We start from the raw sequence: 16812 nt of genomic DNA, 5'->3' as shown, positions 1-16812 counted from the left end.
TAATTTGTTATGAAGCTTGGTGCCCGCATTTTAAAAACGGGAATCGCTATTACTCTTGCGCTGTTTCTGGCTGAAATGTTTAATCTTCCATCACCCGTATTTGCCGGAATTGCAGCTATTTTTGCCATACAGCCAACCATCTACCGGTCTTATTTATCCATTGTCGAACAGGTTCAGGGGAATATCATTGGTGCTATTATCGGCATTGCATTTGTGCTGCTGTTTGGGAACAATATTTTTATCATCGGCCTGGCTGCAATAATCGTCATTACGATTAATCTTAAGCTCAAAATCGGCAACACCATCGCCCTTTCCTTAGTTACATTAATTGCGATCATGGAATATACGCAAGGCAATTTTATCGACTTTGCGATGATCCGCTTTTCGACGATTATGCTCGGTATATTCTCTGCTTTTATCGTGAACCTGGTGTTTTTGCCTCCTAAATATGAAAACAAGCTTTATTACAAGATCTCTGGCATTACTGAAGAGGTCACTAAGTGGATCCGATTGAATACCAGGAACACTGCGGAGCATAAAGTATTGAAAATTGATATCGAAGAAATTAAAGAGGACATCATAAAGCTGGATCAGCTCTATCTAATGTACAAGGAAGAGCGAAACTATTTAAAACGAAATGATTTGGCGAAATCGAGAAAATTGGTCATTTATCGGCAAATGATCACTGCCTTGAAACGCTCTCTTCAAACATTGAGGCGGCTTCATCGCTTTGAAAATGAACTCAACCATATGCCAGCCCCGTTTCAGGAAGCCGTCCAGGAACAGCTGGACTGCTTAATTAATCACCATGAACAGCTTTTACTAAGATTCATCGGTAAAATAAAATACTATTCCGAGCATACGGAAAACGATATTTGCCGCAATAAAAAAGGGCTATTTGATCTATTTCTGGCCCAGCAAAAGGAATTGGATGATCCGGATGATGCCCTGATGTACCATACGATGCAAATTGTCTCCGCCATCATTGAATATGGGGAAGAGCTTGAGCATCTGGACCTGTTAATCAGCAGTTTTCAATCGTTTCATAAGGATGAGAATGAGGTTGCAATTGAGGATGAAGCTGAACAATAATTAAGTTTACCTTTGGAAAAGGATTCAAGCACAAAATGCCATTGATTTAAGTGAAACCATTGGTTTGCCGGAACTACCCTTAGTGCTATTGCCAAAAAGCAGCTGACCATTTGTCAGCTGCTTTCTTAATGTTTCATCCGCGGGTCCAGCGCATCTCTAAGCCCGTCCCCCATCAGATTGAAGCCCAACACCGTCAGCATAATCGCCAACCCTGGAAAGATCATCGTCCATGGTGCCTGGATCATAAACTGCTTTGCATCTGACAGCATTTTCCCCCACTCCGGATTTGGCGCTCCGGCACCAAGACCAAGAAAGCCAAGAGCAGCTGCTTCAATAATCGCAGTCGCGATCGCAAGTGTTCCCTGGACGATGATCGGCGCCATGCTGTTTGGGAGCACATGCACAAATAAAATTCTCTGATCACTCATGCCTACCGCCTTTGCGGCGACGATAAACTCTTCTTGTTTTACACTTAAAACCCTTGAACGAATCAGTCTGCCAAAGTTCGGGATATTGATAATCGCAATCGCAATGAGCGCATTTGTTAAAGATGGGCCGAGAACCGCAACGATCGCAATCGCCAGTAGAATACTCGGGAATGCAAGCATAATATCAAACAGTCTGGAAATAACCGTATCAACCCATTTCCCATAATACCCTGCGATAATTCCTAGCAAGCAGCCGGCTACAATCGATCCCAGCACTGAAATAAAACCGACGCGAAGCGATATTCTCGCCCCAAAAATAACGCGCGAAAGAATATCCCTGCCAAAATCATCGGTCCCGAACCAATGCTGGCTTGATGGCGGTTGAAGCTTTTTGGAGAAATCCTGCTCATTGATTCCGGAAGGGGCAATCACCGGAGCAAAGATCGCGAGCACGATAAAAAACAAAACGATGATTGTGCCGGCTAACGCCAGTTTATTTCGCCGAAAGCTTCTCCACGCCTCGAGCCACGGGGAAACCGGTTTGTCCTCAGCAAATGGGTTCAGCGGCTCAAACTCCTTATCCGTTGACAGTTCCATGTCAGGCTCCCCCCTTAATCATATTTAATTCGCGGATCAATTGCCGCATAGAGCAAATCGACAATCAGATTAATCGTCACAAAAATTAAGGCAATGATTAAAATGCCAGATTGAATAACGGGATAATCGCGAAAATTTATTGCTTCGTATATGTAGCGTCCGATTCCGGGCCAGCTGAAAATCATCTCTGTCAAAATCGCGCCGCCAAGCAGCAATCCTGTTTGCAAGCCAATAATCGTCAGCACTGGAATGATCGCATTTTTTAAAGAGTGCCTGTAAACAACCCAGAACATCCTTAGCCCCTTCGCGCGGGCGGTACGAATAAAATCGAAGCGCATCACTTCCAGCATCGTTGAGCGCGTAATTCTGGCGATAATCGCCATTGGAATTGTCGCGAGGGCAACACTTGGCAGCACCAAGTGCTTAACCACATCCCAGAACTGGTCGATCCTTCCCTGCAGTAACGTATCAATCAAATATAAATTCGTTATCGATGAGACCGGGTTCCGGACATTTTCCCTGCCTGATGTCGGAAGCCATTCGAGATTTATCGCGAATATCCACTGCTCCATAAGACCGAGCCAAAAAATCGGCACCGAAACCCCAATTAATGCCATAACCATCGCGGCATAATCGAACCAGGAGTTTTGCAGCCAGGCACTGATGATGCCTGCGTTAACACCAATTACGACAGCGATCAGCATAGCGCAAAGTGAAAGTTCAATCGTCGCGGCTAAATAGGGCCAAATTTCCTCGCTTATCGGTGCGTTTGTTCGCAGCGACTCACCAAGGTCTCCTGTCAAAAGCTTGCCAAGATACTGAAAATATTGAATGTACCATGGCTGGTCAAGACCGAGCTGCTTGGTTAATGCGGCAACAGCTTCTTTCGTAGCCTGCTGCCCAAGTATCACCTGAGCCGGATCCCCGGGAATGGCCCGGATGATAAAAAAGACGATCAGCGTCAGCCCCAGTAAAACCGGGACAAGGAGGAATATCCTTCGCACAGAGTAAGCCAGCATTTTTCCACCTCGTTTCAAGGAACCTTATTCTTATTACATAAACGAAAGGGAGCCATTACCTGCACTCCCTTCCCTGCTTACAATTATTTGAATTCAACAGTTGCAAGTAAGTCGGAACCTGTTGGGTGAGGCTTGAAGCCAGTAATATCCGCTCTTCCAGCCAATGCCGGCTTGGAGTGGACAAGCGGAATCCACGGAGCATCCTCTTTAATGATGACTTGAGCTTGTTTGTACAGCTCTTCCCGCTCTTTCTGATCGGCAGTAGATTGTGCTTTAATAAGCAAATCATGAACTTCTTGATTGTCATAATAAGTGTAGTTATTGCTGCCAATGTTGTCCTTATCCAATAATACGTACAGGAAGTTATCTGCATCTCCATTGTCCCCTGTCCAGCCAAGCAGGAACGAATCCGCTTCTCCCAAACGGGTTTTTTCTAAATACGTAGCCCATTCGTATGTTTTAATGTTTGCTTTAACACCAATTGCTTCGAAATTAGCCTGAAGGGCTTCGGCTACCTTTTGGCCGTCCGGCATATACGGACGAGGAACCGGCATTGCCCATAGCTCCATTTCAAATCCATTTTCATAGCCTGCTTCTTTTAAAAGCTCTTTTGCTTTTTCAGGATCGTACGGATAATCTTCAACTTCTTCATTATAGCCCGCCACAACCGGCGGCATTGGATTGATCGCTGGTTCTGCCGCTCCTGCAAAGAAAGCATCAACAAGCGCTTTTTTATCCACTGCATGGTTCAAGGCCTGGCGGACAAGCTTTTCTTTGAGCGGCCCGCGCGTGTTCGTCAAGCCAACATATGCTACATTCAATGACGGGCGATTGAATACTTGCAAGTCGGAATTTGCTTCGATTTGTCCTAAATCGCTGAAGTTTACGCCATCAATTAAGTCCACTTCCCCTGAGGAAAGAGCATTCAACCTTGCTGAATTTTCAGGGATGGCCCGGAAAATAACCTGGTTTAGTTTAGGCAGGCCTTCCTGCCAGTAATTCTCATTTTTCACGATTGTAATGCGATCGTTCCTTTTCCATTCCTTGAACACAAACGGCCCGGTTCCGACGGGATTTTCACCGAACTTATCACCATGCTTTTCAATAGCCGCAGGGCTGGCAATGGCAAATGGCGACATTGCAAGGTTTTTATAGAATGGGGCAAGCGGCCGGTTTAAAGTAAATTCGACCGTATGTTCATCAACTGCTGTTACCGACTGAATGATATCTCCGAATTGGGAATTATAATAATAGAATTTTTCTTTATTTCCAGCTTTCCATCGTTCAAAATTAAACACGACCGCCTCGGCGTTGAAATCCGTGCCATCATGGAATTTCACACCTTTGCGCAGCTTTAAAGTGTACTTCAAACCATCTTCCGTATTACTCCATTCCTCGGCAAGGCCTGGATGGATTTCCGTATCTTGTTCCCCGAATTCAATAAGCGTTTCAAAAATGTTTTTTGTCACCTTAAAAGATTCACCATCTGTGACAATGGCCGGATCAAGGGAAACAGAATCGCCGCCCCGTCCAAAAATGAGCGTATCATTGGCCGAATCTTTTTCGTCCCCTGTTCCAGCATCATTAGGTTTATTGTCTCCTGATGATTGTGAATTGCAGCCGGCAAGCGCCAAAGACAAAATTAAAGCAAACACAAAAAACAAAATGCCATTGCGTTTCTTCATTTTTAACCCCCTCTTTTTATTCCGAAAGCTTAAGGCAGCTTCCGGCTTTGGTTTGTTTTTTATCATCAATGCTGCTCTGTCCAATTTCATACCGTTATAAGCTTTTTGCTGCTTCGGTATATAAGTGGCATGCCGCATAGTGACCGGGTTCAATTTCAACCAATTCAGGTCTGACGGATTTGCAGACCTCCATGCATTCTTTGCACCTTGTATGAAAAGCACAGCCTACCGGCGGATCGGAAGGGCTCGGCATATCCCCCGCCAAAAGCACTTGTTCTTTCCGGACAGTTGGGTCCGGAACCGGAACAGCAGCCAGCAACGCTTGTGTATACGGATGCAGGGGACGCTCGTAGAGCCTGTTAGCAGTCGTAATTTCTACGAGTCTACCAAGATACATGACGCCTACCCTGTCGCTAATATGCTTAACGACACCGAGATCATGGGCGATAAAAAGGTATGTTAATTGAAATTCCTTCTGCAAATCGGCAAGAAGGTTCAGCACTTGCGATTGAATCGAGACATCAAGGGCGGATACAGGCTCATCCGCAATAATCAGCTTTGGTTTCGTCATCAGCGCGCGCGCTATTCCGATCCGCTGCCTTTGCCCGCCGCTGAATTGATGAGGATAGCGTTTTGCATGATAGCTGCTTAAACCGACCACTTCGAGCATTTCCCTTATTTTTTGTTTTCTTTCCTTCGCAGTTCCGATTCCATGGACGATTAACGGTTCTTCCAATATCCTTTCTACAGTATGGCGTGGATTTAATGATGCGAAAGGATCTTGAAAAACCATTTGCATATCCTTGCGCAGCTTTCTCATCTCGCCGTCCTTTAGCTCTGTTAAGTTCTCCCCTTGAAAAACGATGTTTCCTTCAGTAGGTTCTATCAGGCGCATCAGCATCCTGCCCGTTGTCGATTTGCCGCAACCCGACTCTCCGACAAGTCCGAGAGTTTCTCCCTTTTTTATAAAAAAGCTGATATCATCAACTGCTTTTACTTCGCCAACCTTTTTGCCAAAGACGCCTCCGGAAATCGGAAAATATTTTTTCAAGCCGTCTACTTGCAATAAAACCTCAGCCATTCGCCACACCTCCTGATTCATGCAAGAAACAGCGAACCTGATGGTTACCGTCACCAGCATGATAGAGAGGCGGGTTTTCCGAGAGGCAGCGGTCGAATACATATTCGCACCTGGCAGCAAAACGGCAGCCCTGTGTAATCGAACCCGGCTTGGGGACATTTCCGGGAATCGAATAGAGCCGTTCTTTCTTGTTGCGTATATCAGGAATTGATTTAAGCAGGCCGAGTGTATATGGATGTTTCGGTTCTTTAAAAATGGCTTGAACAGAAGCCTCCTCAACGATTTTCCCGGCATACATGACAATGACTCGCTCGCATAACTCGGCAACGACCCCGAGATCATGAGTAATCATCACGATCGCTGTGTCGAGCTTCACGTTTAAATCTTTCATCAAGGCCAGAATTTGTGCCTGAATCGTTACATCTAAAGCGGTCGTTGGTTCATCTGCAATGAGAAGCTTTGGATGGCAGGAAAGAGCCATGGCAATCATCACCCTTTGCCGCATCCCGCCTGAAAGCTGGTGGGGGTATTCCTTCATAATTTGTTCTGCCCTTGGCAAACCGACCAATTTCAGCATGTCAACGGATTGCTGAAAGGCAGCTTTTTTACTGGTTTTATTATGTATTAAAATGGCTTCGGTCAGCTGTTGACCTATCGTAAAGAGCGGATTAAGAGAAGTCATTGGCTCCTGAAAGATCATCGCCACTTCATTACCCCTGATCTGGCGCATTCTTTTTTCAGATGCACTTACAATATCCTCGCCATTAAGCAATATTTGCCCGCCAACAATCTTTCCCGGTGGCTGGGGAATCAGCTTCATAATCGATAAGGATGTAACGCTCTTTCCGCACCCTGATTCACCGACAATCCCAATAATTTCACCTTTATGGACGGCAAAGCTGATTTCGTCGACGGCAGGAATTTCCCCGTCTGACGAAAAAAACGATGTTTTTAGATCTTTCACGTCTAATACTGGAGCTTCTGCCAACTTTGACTCCCTTCCCTTCGTGTTAAGCAGAGGATTTCACCCTTCACCTACTTTTAAAAGGACGATGCTCGTTTCCTGTATTTATCATTTTATAAAAAAACAAGATTTTAGTCTACTGATTTTTCTTAATTTTATAAATATATAAAATATTGAGAATAGTACTTTTTGCTTATCCCCTTTTATATCCAATTACTTAAAGAGCCTTTCATTGTTATTTTTTGATCTTTCTGTACCAGCATATGATAATCAAAACAAAGGAGGTTTCAATATGAGAGATTTGCAGAAGGCATTGGATTTTAAAAAAAGCGGCCAGCTTGATAAGGCCAGGGATCTATTAAAGGCATTGGCTGAGAAGGAAAGTGAAAATGCCACAATTTTATATGAGTGCGCTGTGGTGCATGATCAACTGGGCTTGGAGCTTGAGGCTGTACCCTATTATAAGAAAGCGCTGGAACTTGGACTGGATGACGGCAAGAGGCGCGGTGCGATGCTTGGGCTTGGAAGCACTTATCGGGCCCTGGGGAAGTATGAGGATGCGAAATCCATGCTTGCCGCCGGCATTGCGGAATATCCGGAAGCCCGGGAATTTTTAATTTTTCTCGCGATCACCTTATACAATTTAGGTGAGCATGAAAAATCGACTTCCATTCTTTTGAAACAAATTGCTGAAACGACAACCGATGCTGGCATCAAAAGTTATCGACGGGCAATTTTATTTTACGCTGACCATCTCGATGAAGTGTGGCAGTAGCGACTCAGGCAAAGCACCAGCCCACAAAAACTCAGGCGTGCTGTGCGCCCGGCGAAATGTCCTTCATCCGGGTGATGAAGGACAAAACGAGGTCTTGGAGCCGGCGAAATGTCCTTCATTCGGGTGATGAAGGACAAAACGGGGTCTTGGAGCCGGCGAAATGTCCTTCATTCGGGTGATGAAGGACAAAACGGGGTCTTGGAGCCGGCGAAATGTCCTTCATCCGGGTGATGAAGGACAAAACGGGGTCTTGGAGCCGGCGAAATGTCCTTCATTCGAGTGATGAAGGTCAAAACAAGGTCTTGGAGCCGGCGAAATGTCCTTCATCCGGGAAATGAAGGATAAAACGGGGTCTGTCGGTAACTCCATATTTCCTGGTCAGCCTGCTCTGGCATCGAAGCTCCCAGCCAGTTTAAAAACGATTAAAAAATCCCTGTCGCCTGACAGGGATTTCCTAAATGGACGGCTCAAGCTGCTGGACTTGAAATAATTTATAGTAATTCCCTTGCTTCGCCATCAGCTCTTCATGCGTGCCGATTTCGACGATTTCTCCATGCTCGATTAAGACAATCCGATCAGCATGGGTAATCGTCGAGAGGCGGTGTGCGACAATGAACGTGGTCCGGTCCTTCGCCAACTTCTCAAGCGCTTCCTGGATCAGATGCTCACTTTCAAGATCAAGTGCAGAAGTAGCTTCATCTAAAATTAGGATAGGCGGATTTTTCAAAAATACCCTGGCAATGGCGACCCGCTGCTTTTGGCCGCCAGATAGCTTTACACCCCGTTCTCCGACTTTCGTATCATAGCCTTGAGGCAGATTAAGAATAAATTCATCGGCGTTCGCTGCTTTAGCGGCCCGATAAACCTCTTCGTCACTGGCTTCGGGGTTGCCCAACAAAATATTCGTTTTTACCGATTCGCTGAATAGTATATTGTCCTGAAATACGACGCCAATTTTATCGCGCAACGTTCTGACTTTAAAATCGCGGACATCATTGCCATCAAGGAGAATCCTGCCTTCGGTCACATCATAAAATCGCGGAATCAGGCTTACGAGCGAAGATTTTCCCCCGCCACTCATTCCGACAAGCGCAATCGTTTCCCCTTTTTTGACATCAAGGGAAATGTTTTTTAATACCGGCTCTTCATCTTCTTCATATGAGAAGCTGACACTATCAAACTTCAAATCGCCATGGACATAATCGCACTCCCTGGCATTAGGCGCATCATCAATATCGTACTTCTCATCCATCAGTTCAAACACCCGGTCCATCGAAGCGATTGATTGCGTTAAGGTTGTAGAAGAATTGACGAGCCGTCTTAGCGGGTTGTATAAGCGGTCAATATACGCAATAAACGCGATCATCGATCCTACTGATAAATTCCCCTCGACTACCTGGTATCCAGAATACCCAATTACAATTAATGGAGCGATATCGGTAATTGTATTGACGACAGCAAACGCTTTTGCATTCCAGTTTGTGTGGTCGAGTGCTTTCTTTAGGAAATTGTAATTATTTTTGTCAAATTGTTTTTGCTCATACTCTTCAAGCGCAAAGCTTTTAATGACGGACATTCCCTGAACCCGTTCATGAAGATAGCTTTGGACTTCGGCGAGTGCCTGCGATCGGGCTCTTGTCAGCTTTCGCAGATTACCGAAAAAAAATCTCACCGAAAAAGCGTAAAGCGGAAATAAAATGAGCGAGACAATCGTCAGCGGCACATCCATCGTAAACATGATTGCAACAGCAATCAGAATGGTGGCGATATCAAGCCAAAGATTCATTAATCCTGTAATGACAAAGTTCTTTGTTTGTTCCACATCATTAATGACCCTCGAGATCACTTCGCCAACTCTTGTGTTTGCATAATACTTAAAGCTCAGTTTTTGGATGTGGGTAAAAAGGCGATCCCGGATGTCGTAGAGGATCTTACTTCCGGTCCATTGGGCAAAATATTGCCGGTAATATTCAACGGGCGGACGAATGATGACAAAAACGATGATCATAATACTCATCACAAAAATTAGCTGGTCTGTTTTTTCGGCTGTCGTCATGACATTATTGTTAATAATATCATCTACGACATATTTCATTAACAGTGGGATCATCAGGGGAATCGCAAATTTGATAATGCCAATCACGATCGTTCCGATAATTTGCAGCTTGTATGGTTTAACAAATTGTAAGTATCTGCGTATGCTGTCCAATGGTTTTCCCCCTAAAAAGAAGACTTCTCTCTATCTTTTTTCCTGTTTACACAAATAAAAACCTGTTGATGTTGTCTCAACAGGCAGCTTTTATCCGGATCATCAGCGTCTGTAGGTCAAATACCGTTCGTACCAAATGTCAATAAAGTCAGGGGCAAACGGTCCTTTTCTCTGGCGAATCCAGCGAATTAATTTATCAACATTCCGGTGTAAAATTTGATCGATCACTTCCGGATATTTCATTTCAATGCGGTGCCGCTCGTATTCATCTTCATCGAGGAGGTTGAATGTCATATCGGGAAATACTTTAATATCGAGGTCATAATCAATATATTTTAACGCTTCGCCGTCGAAGATAAATGGTGAACTGATATTGCAGTAGTAATATACGCCGTCCTCCCGAATCATTCCGATCACATTAAACCAGTATTGGGAGTGAAAATAACAAATTGCCGGCTCTCTTGTAATCCATGTCCGTCCATCGGATTCGGTAACGATTGTCCGGTCATTTCCGCCAATCACCAAATTTTGTGTTCCTTTTAAAACGGTCGTTTCCTGCCAAACGCGATGGATGTGCCCATTATGTTTATAGCTATGAATTTGTATCGGCTCACCTTCTGTGGGTACGCCCATTTTTCTCCCCTACTTTCATTCCTGGACGCTTTGCAACCTATAAATGATTTAATGTAAGAGATGATCAATCGACAAAAGGCAACAAAGAACAATTCCTATTTTCTACTATTATAACGGTTCGCTAAAGAATTTAAAACAATGAGCCATTGAAATTCACTTAGTCGCCCGCCATAATAAAATGATCACTTTTATAGTATATGGTGAAACCACAACCGATCGGTCCTAAGTGTGTAATGCCGTCCAAACCCTTATTCAAAGCAAAGGGCGCCCTTGCGAAAAAAGAGCGCCCTTCGATTTATAAAATTAGCGGCTTTGTCTCGGTCCACTTACATGTTTTGATCTTTACGGGCTTGAGCCTGCTGGTTTTGTTGTCTCACTTGCTGGGCATTTGTTTCGCTTGCGAACTCAGTGCCGAATTGGCCCTGTCTTCCCGCACCAGCCCGCGCGTTCTGCGCTCCAGCCTGGCGGTTTTGTTGTCTTATTTGCTGGGCATTCGTTTCACCTGCAAACTCGGTGCCGAATTGGCCCTGGTTTCCCGCACCAGCTTGTGCGTTCTGCGCTCCAGCCTGGCGGTTTTGTTGTCTTATTTGCTGGGCATTCGTTTCGCCTGCGAACTCAGTGCCGAATTGGCCCTGGTTTCCCGCACCAGCTTGTGCGTTCTGCGTTCCAGCCTGGCGGTTTTGCTGCCTTATTTGTGCAGCGTTTGTTTCACCTGCGAACTCAGTGCCGAATGCTCCCTGGGTTCCTGCTCCAGCTTGTGCATTCTGTTGCCTCACTCTTTGAATGTTGGTTCCAGCGATTGTTCGGTTTGGCTGTTGGTTGTCTGCCATTGTGATATCACCTCCCAAACCTTAATTTGTCCATTTCGGGAGGGGACTATGCTGCATATTCATTCCACACCTGAACGGAACACTCTCGTTTTACACTAACAGCGATATTCCGCCATCGACAATGATCGTTTGCCCCCTGATCATACTTGCCTCTTCTGTAATCAAAAACATAATCGTATTCACAATATCTTCAATCTCAACCATTCTTCCAGCCGGAGTTTTGGCACGGGCATCTTCCAAAAGTTCCTGCCGATTTGGAAAGTGCTTTAGTGCATCCGTATCAATTGCCCCGCCGGACACGGCGTTGACGACAATGTTTTTAGGAGCAAGCTCAACGGCTAAATACCTTGTTAATGCTTCAAGCGCCGCTTTCGACACTCCGACTGTTGTATAGTTTTCCAAGTAGCGGATCGAACCAAGGGAACTAATGCTAATAATTTTCCCGCCGCCGCTTTTCTCCATTAGCTTTGCGGCCTCCTGAGAGCAGAACAGCAGGGCTTTGCTGTTTATATCCATCGTCCAATCCCAGTGTGACTCTTCCAGCTCCATTGCCGGCCGCAGCACACCCGAGGCAGCATTGTTAACAAAAATATCAAGCCTGCCGAATTCCTGGTCGATTTGCGCAAACATGTTTTTTATTTTTTCGACATCCCCAACATTTGCTTTAACGACAAGCGCTTTTCTTCCTAACGCTTTCACCTCGGCTGCTGTCTCCATTGCTGCTGATTTGCTTCTCGCGTAATTTATAACAATATCATAACCTGCGCTTGCCAATCTTAACGCCGTTGCTTTTCCAATGCCACGGCTGCTCCCGGTTACTAATGCGACTTTTTGTGCCATATAATAACTCCTTCAATCTGTTTTGTTTTTATTTTAGCTTTTTCAGGTATATAAGACAATGAAGGATGAAAACTAAACGCATCATAACGATTTGAAAATTTCGTGCCAGAAAGGACGATCTTTATGTATGTTGGACGCGATATGACTGAGCTTTCGATGATGCCTTTAACCGAATGGAAGGACAGTGAGCTCGCATTTTTTCACCATTCGTTGCAGCAAATGGTTCCATATTTAAATTCTGAGGGGCAGGCGATTCATCGGGAAATTGTTGAAGAAATTGTGCAAAGGGGCGGCCTTAACCAACAGCAGGCGGACTACACGCACGGTTCGAAAACAACATATGACTGATAGAAGTCAACAAAAAACGCCGGCAAACGGCGTTTTTAATCGCCAAGAAACAATTTCAGCATTTTTTGATGCGAAACCGGCAGGGCGTATTGCTCGAGCTCTTGCAGGGAAACGAGCTTTAAATCAGCCTGCTCTTCAACATTGGAACGAATCGTCCCGGAAAAAACATTGATGTTCCAGATCAGATGCGTGAATATATGTTCAATCTGTCCGATATCATCTTTCAATTCTGCTTCAACTTTCCATTCGCTGAAAAGGAAATCGCCCAATTGTTCTTTTTCATTGCGGAGCGGCATAATCATCTCAGTATTGGGAAACTCCCATAGATTGGCGAGCAATCCGCTGCCAGAGCGCTTATGAATAAGAATTTTCCCTTCTTTATTCGTTAAAATCGCTGCGGCAAGCTGAACTCTTTTTTGCTTTTTGTTTTTCGTTTTAACAGGCAGGTCGGTCTGGACACCTTCATGAAAGGCCTGGCAATGGTCACGCACCGGGCATAACAAACAGGAAGGCGATGCAGGTGTACAGACGATTGCGCCTAATTCCATTAATGCCTGGTTAAAATAAGAGGGGTTTTCGTGTGAAATGAGGCGCCGGACTGCTTCTTCAAAAATTTTTCTTGTCGATGGCTTTGCGATATCATCCCGGATCGTTAAAACCCGCGATAACACCCTCATCACATTTCCATCGACAGCCGGCTCAGGAACTCCATACGCAATGCTTAAAATAGCCCCGCTCGTATATGGGCCAACCCCTTTTAATTTTGAAATTGCTTCAGCAGTATCAGGAACCCTTCCGCCGTACTTCTCTTTCACCTCTTTCACCGCAGCATGCAGATTTCTGACACGAGAATAATAACCCAGGCCTTCCCATGCCTTTAACACCCTCTCCTCATCCGCTTCCGCCAGAGCATCGATAGACGGAAACTGCCGGATAAAACGATTAAAGTAAGGAATAACCGTATCGACTCTCGTTTGCTGCAGCATAATTTCAGAAACCCAGACCTTATACGGGTCCGTGTCTTGTCTCCATGGCAACGTTCTTTGTTCCCTTGTAAACCAGCTAATTAAATCGTTTTGAAAAGAACTTACATCCAGATTTTTCATGTCTATATGAACCACTTTTGTGCCTCCATGATGTTAAACATTAACGAAAGATGGGAATATAATACTACCGTATCTTTTAAATTTCGTTTGAATATGTTGATTTCAGCTCCTTTTAAAATTAAACGATTCATTTTTTAATTACAAGTAATTTATTGTTTAAATAAAGTGGAGTATACTTGTATATATACCTGTAAGGGAGGTACATTCCTTTTGGATACTGGCACACATGTGGTCATGGGACTCGCACTTGGCGGGCTCGCCACTCTGGATCCCGCTGTAGCCGAGAGCTCTGCCACAGCAAGCAGTGTATTGATTGCGACGATCGTCGGCTCTCAAGCACCTGACATAGACACAGTTTTGAAATTAAGAAACAATGCTGTTTATATAAGAAATCATCGGGGAATCACCCATTCAATCCCGGCTGTCCTTTTATGGCCGCTTGCGATAGTTGCTGTCGTTTACCCATTCTTTCCAGAGGCTAATTTGCTGCATTTATGGCTGTGGACATTTCTCGCCGTATTCCTGCATGTGTTTGTCGACATCTTTAATGCTTATGGAACACAGGCATTAAGACCGTTTTCGCACAAATGGGTCGCTCTTGGCGTCATTAACACCTTTGATCCGTTTATTTTCGGCATTCATGTCGCCGGGCTGTTTTTGTGGGCTTTTGGAGCCCATCCGGGTTACACGTTTTCAGCTATTTATGCGGTCATTTTCGCTTATTATATTATTCGCTTTTACTACCGGAGAAAAGTGTTAAAATCTGTAAAAACAATGATACCTGATGCTACGGATATCATTATTGCACCAACGATGAAGTTTCATCATTGGAAAATTGCCGTCATGAATCAACGCCAGTTTTTCGTTGGCAGAGCACATTATGACCATGTCAGAATCCTGGATCAATTCAACCGTGTACCTGTTCCGGAATCGCCTGTTCTCGAAGCAGCGAAAAAAGATAAAAACCTTTCCGCGTTCCTGTCATTTTCTCCTGTTTTTCGCTGGGAGCTTGATGAATACGATGATTATTATGAAGTCAGGTTTATCGATTTACGCTACCGCAGCAACGGTCATTACCCTTTCGTTGCTGTTGTGCAGCTCGATGAGGACTACAATATTATGGGTTCTTACACAGGCTGGATTTTCAGCGAGGAGAAGCTCCGGAAAAAACTCGAGATCATTCCCGGTTGAAACCGTTGAATTTTTCGGACAACACAAGAAAGAAAAAGCGCCTGGATTTGGTTGTAATCGAGGCGCTTTTTCTGCTTATTTGGCTCAAAGGGTTAATGAGCGGGATTGTTATTTTGTTCTAAGAGATGCTTATATTTAGGGTTGCTGGCTACAAATTCATGAAGTCTTTCACCATATTGCTCGATCCATTGCCGAACCACTCTTTCGGTCATTTCCTTGCCTTGATATTCCCTGCCCGCCTTCGCATACGTTGTTTCAAAATCTTCCCAGAAAAGCTCAACCCATGTTAGAGCCTGTTCATACGAAAGGATTGGATTTTTTTCCATGAGCAATGCGGCCAACCTTTTATAATACTCCTCCATTGCGTCCACCTCTTTCCATATGTTTATTATTTAATAAAGCAAATACTATTTATACGCAAGAAGCCATGTGCTCTCGCGTGTTACTTCTTGTCAGGGGAGGATTTCGAATGCGGAATAAGTTGACAGGTTTCCCGTATACCAACATCAGGAGAATTGAAGGTACACCACGGGCGAAAGCAGAGTATGCTTCCAAACGTGCCGATGGAACGATAAATACTCATCCGCAGGAACGAATGTATGCATCCTCACACCGTGAAAATGACTAGTTTAAATAGGATGGACTGGTGAACATGTATGGCAACCTTATCCCAATTCCAGTTTCTTTTCATACAGCCATCCCGGATACCAACCATCTGGAAGCTTCATAAAGCCTTCAAAAGCCAGAGCGCTCTAGCTCTGGTTTTCCTCTATTTTCTTCAGCATTGCTATCGGAAGTGCTTCCTCGCGGCCATCACCGCCAAGCCGGTAGCCCCAGGCGAATACCCCATTAAGATATTCAATTTTAAAGTAGCTTCCCGGATCCCCTTCGATCCCATACAGTTCACCAGGTTTAAAATCATCGCGGTTTAATAAATAGGATTTCGCCATTACCGCTTTTCTGTCAAGCACGGCAAATTCATTCACCATGCCCATTTGTTCTGCTTTTTTTGCCTTCTCATTGAGCCTGGCAATCTCCTGCTGCAGTTCGTAACGGGTCATTTGGCTGTATCTCTTTTCCTGCTGCATTACCATCACCTCAGGGATAATTGTTTTTAGTATAGTGAAAGGGACAAGTGTTAGATCGTTAAAATTTTTCCGTCTCCTGTAAATAGCGTTCAATCAGCTCGACGGGAAATCCTTTTCTATATAAAGCTTGCTTCATTTTTTGCCTATATTCATAGCCGGAGTATTTTTCGTATTTACGATGCAGCTTTTCTCCTTGATATGAAATGGCCTTAAGTTCACCCGCATCATTCTCTTCCTCCGGAAAATTGGTTAATACTTGCTGGATTACATCAAAAGAAAAACCTTTTCTAATTAATTGTTGCTCCATCTTCAGCTTCACGGCCCGAAACGACTCGCGTTTATTTTTTTCAGTATATTTCCCGCACAGCTTCAGAGCGGTTTCAACTTGTTCGTCAAATGAGTATTCCTTAAGCGCATCTTCCGCTATCCTGGGATCGACTTTTTTCTCTGTCAGCTCTCTTTTGATCTGTAATGGGCCTTTATCCGTTGTATTTATTTGCGTATGAACAAATGCTGAGGCAAATTCCGCATCATTCAAAAATTGATTTTGATAAAGCTTGCCGATTACTTCCTTAATGACAGGAGCTTCTACTCCGTTGGTGGTTAAATAATCGCGTACTTCCCCTTCCGATCTCATTCTTCTTGCCAAATAATTGATGGCAAGGTTATAAGCTTTGCGGATATCATCATGGAAGTGAACCTCGGTTAACATGAGGTCATCAAGCTCCAGCCCTTTTTTCAACTGGAATTTTATCAGCACATCTTCATCCACGCTAAAAGCGAATTTTTCACCTTTTCCTTCATCCACAAAAATATTGTAGCGATCACGGTTCTTTTGCTGGACCGATATTTTCGTTATGACAGCCATCATTTGTCACCTCAACTTTAATGTAACATATTGAAAAAAGGTTTTTAAAAAAATATGT

Annotated in this window: 18 protein-coding genes; 5 read left to right on the top strand and 13 right to left on the bottom strand. The window is 44.3% G+C overall.

The window, feature by feature from the left end; all coding sequences use genetic code 11:
* Positions 1 to 9 precede the first annotated feature (9 nt).
* A complete protein-coding gene (locus tag CU633_RS18220) occupies positions 10 to 1092 on the top strand; it encodes an FUSC family protein (RefSeq protein ID WP_101661996.1) in 1083 nt (360 codons plus the stop codon).
* A gap of 125 nt (positions 1093 to 1217) precedes the next feature.
* Here CU633_RS18220 and CU633_RS18215 read toward each other — a convergent pair whose 3' ends face one another.
* The 5 genes from CU633_RS18215 to CU633_RS18195 all read right to left on the bottom strand — a co-directional run bounded on the left by CU633_RS18215 (position 1218) and on the right by CU633_RS18195 (position 6890).
* Entirely contained in the window at positions 1218 to 2117 is a 900-nt protein-coding gene (locus CU633_RS18215) for an ABC transporter permease (RefSeq protein WP_101661995.1), read from the bottom strand.
* A 14-nt stretch (positions 2118 to 2131) separates the two neighbouring features.
* Positions 2132 to 3136 (bottom strand): ABC transporter permease, encoded by a 1005-nt coding sequence (locus CU633_RS18210; protein ID WP_101661994.1) that lies wholly within the window; start codon positions 3134 to 3136, stop codon positions 2132 to 2134.
* Between the two features lie 83 nt (positions 3137 to 3219).
* Positions 3220 to 4821, bottom strand: coding sequence for an ABC transporter substrate-binding protein (locus CU633_RS18205; RefSeq protein ID WP_101662011.1), 1602 nt, complete (start codon positions 4819 to 4821; stop codon positions 3220 to 3222).
* Positions 4822 to 4915: 94 nt separating this feature from the next.
* Positions 4916 to 5902 carry an ABC transporter ATP-binding protein gene (locus tag CU633_RS18200; protein WP_101661993.1) on the bottom strand — a complete coding sequence of 329 codons (987 nt, stop codon included), beginning with the start codon at positions 5900 to 5902 and terminating at the stop codon, positions 4916 to 4918.
* Complete coding sequence (locus CU633_RS18195) at positions 5895 to 6890, bottom strand: ABC transporter ATP-binding protein (RefSeq protein ID WP_101661992.1); 996 nt, start codon at positions 6888 to 6890, stop codon at positions 5895 to 5897. The genes CU633_RS18200 and CU633_RS18195 overlap by 8 nt, the downstream gene beginning before the upstream one ends.
* Before the next feature lie 268 nt (positions 6891 to 7158).
* Here CU633_RS18195 and CU633_RS18190 point away from each other — a divergent pair, with 268 nt between their 5' ends.
* The gene (locus CU633_RS18190) at positions 7159 to 7641 is read left to right on the top strand and encodes a tetratricopeptide repeat protein (RefSeq protein ID WP_101661991.1); all 483 of its coding nucleotides are present in this window, start codon (positions 7159 to 7161) and stop codon (positions 7639 to 7641) included.
* Between the two features lie 454 nt (positions 7642 to 8095).
* Here the strand turns inward: CU633_RS18190 and CU633_RS18185 are convergent, their stop codons facing one another.
* The 4 genes from CU633_RS18185 to fabL all read right to left on the bottom strand — a co-directional run bounded on the left by CU633_RS18185 (position 8096) and on the right by fabL (position 12153).
* On the bottom strand, positions 8096 to 9850 hold the full coding sequence (locus CU633_RS18185) for an ABC transporter ATP-binding protein (protein ID WP_101661990.1): 1755 nt from the start codon (positions 9848 to 9850) through the stop codon (positions 8096 to 8098).
* 102 nt (positions 9851 to 9952) lie between these two features.
* A complete protein-coding gene (gene ntdP / locus CU633_RS18180; protein ID WP_101661989.1) occupies positions 9953 to 10483 on the bottom strand; it encodes a nucleoside tri-diphosphate phosphatase in 531 nt (176 codons plus the stop codon).
* Between the two features lie 326 nt (positions 10484 to 10809).
* Entirely contained in the window at positions 10810 to 11313 is a 504-nt protein-coding gene (locus CU633_RS18175) for a gamma-type small acid-soluble spore protein (RefSeq protein ID WP_101661988.1), read from the bottom strand.
* 90 nt (positions 11314 to 11403) lie between these two features.
* Entirely contained in the window at positions 11404 to 12153 is a 750-nt protein-coding gene (gene fabL / locus CU633_RS18170) for an enoyl-[acyl-carrier-protein] reductase FabL (protein ID WP_101661987.1), read from the bottom strand.
* 123 nt (positions 12154 to 12276) lie between these two features.
* Here fabL and CU633_RS18165 point away from each other — a divergent pair, with 123 nt between their 5' ends.
* Positions 12277 to 12501, top strand: coding sequence for a hypothetical protein (locus CU633_RS18165; protein WP_101661986.1), 225 nt, complete (start codon positions 12277 to 12279; stop codon positions 12499 to 12501).
* A 35-nt stretch (positions 12502 to 12536) separates the two neighbouring features.
* Here CU633_RS18165 and mutY read toward each other — a convergent pair whose 3' ends face one another.
* Positions 12537 to 13607: an A/G-specific adenine glycosylase gene (mutY, locus tag CU633_RS18160; RefSeq protein WP_101662010.1), complete on the bottom strand. Its 1071-nt coding sequence runs from the start codon at positions 13605 to 13607 to the stop codon at positions 12537 to 12539.
* Positions 13608 to 13817: 210 nt separating this feature from the next.
* Between mutY and CU633_RS18155 the strand changes: the two genes are divergently transcribed.
* Positions 13818 to 14798, top strand: coding sequence for a metal-dependent hydrolase (locus CU633_RS18155; protein WP_101661985.1), 981 nt, complete (start codon positions 13818 to 13820; stop codon positions 14796 to 14798).
* Positions 14799 to 14890: 92 nt separating this feature from the next.
* On the opposite strand, the gene CU633_RS18150 is transcribed toward CU633_RS18155, so the two are convergent.
* The gene (locus CU633_RS18150; RefSeq protein ID WP_101661984.1) at positions 14891 to 15160 is read right to left on the bottom strand and encodes a YfhJ family protein; all 270 of its coding nucleotides are present in this window, start codon (positions 15158 to 15160) and stop codon (positions 14891 to 14893) included.
* A gap of 107 nt (positions 15161 to 15267) precedes the next feature.
* On the opposite strand from CU633_RS18150, the gene CU633_RS18145 reads away from it, so the two are divergent.
* Entirely contained in the window at positions 15268 to 15426 is a 159-nt protein-coding gene (locus CU633_RS18145) for a small, acid-soluble spore protein K (protein ID WP_101661983.1), read from the top strand.
* Between the two features lie 124 nt (positions 15427 to 15550).
* Here CU633_RS18145 and CU633_RS18140 read toward each other — a convergent pair whose 3' ends face one another.
* Entirely contained in the window at positions 15551 to 15886 is a 336-nt protein-coding gene (locus tag CU633_RS18140; protein WP_101661982.1) for a YfhH family protein, read from the bottom strand.
* 58 nt (positions 15887 to 15944) lie between these two features.
* Positions 15945 to 16754 carry a recombination regulator RecX gene (recX, locus tag CU633_RS18135; RefSeq protein ID WP_101661981.1) on the bottom strand — a complete coding sequence of 270 codons (810 nt, stop codon included), beginning with the start codon at positions 16752 to 16754 and terminating at the stop codon, positions 15945 to 15947.
* Positions 16755 to 16812: the final 58 nt, after the last annotated feature.

This window comes from Bacillus sp. V3-13 (genome assembly GCF_002860165.1).
GTDB lineage: Bacteria > Bacillota > Bacilli > Bacillales > Cytobacillaceae > Bacillus_BJ.
Note: the sequence above shows the minus strand (reverse complement) of the source record. Positions and strands in the feature narration are given on the sequence as shown.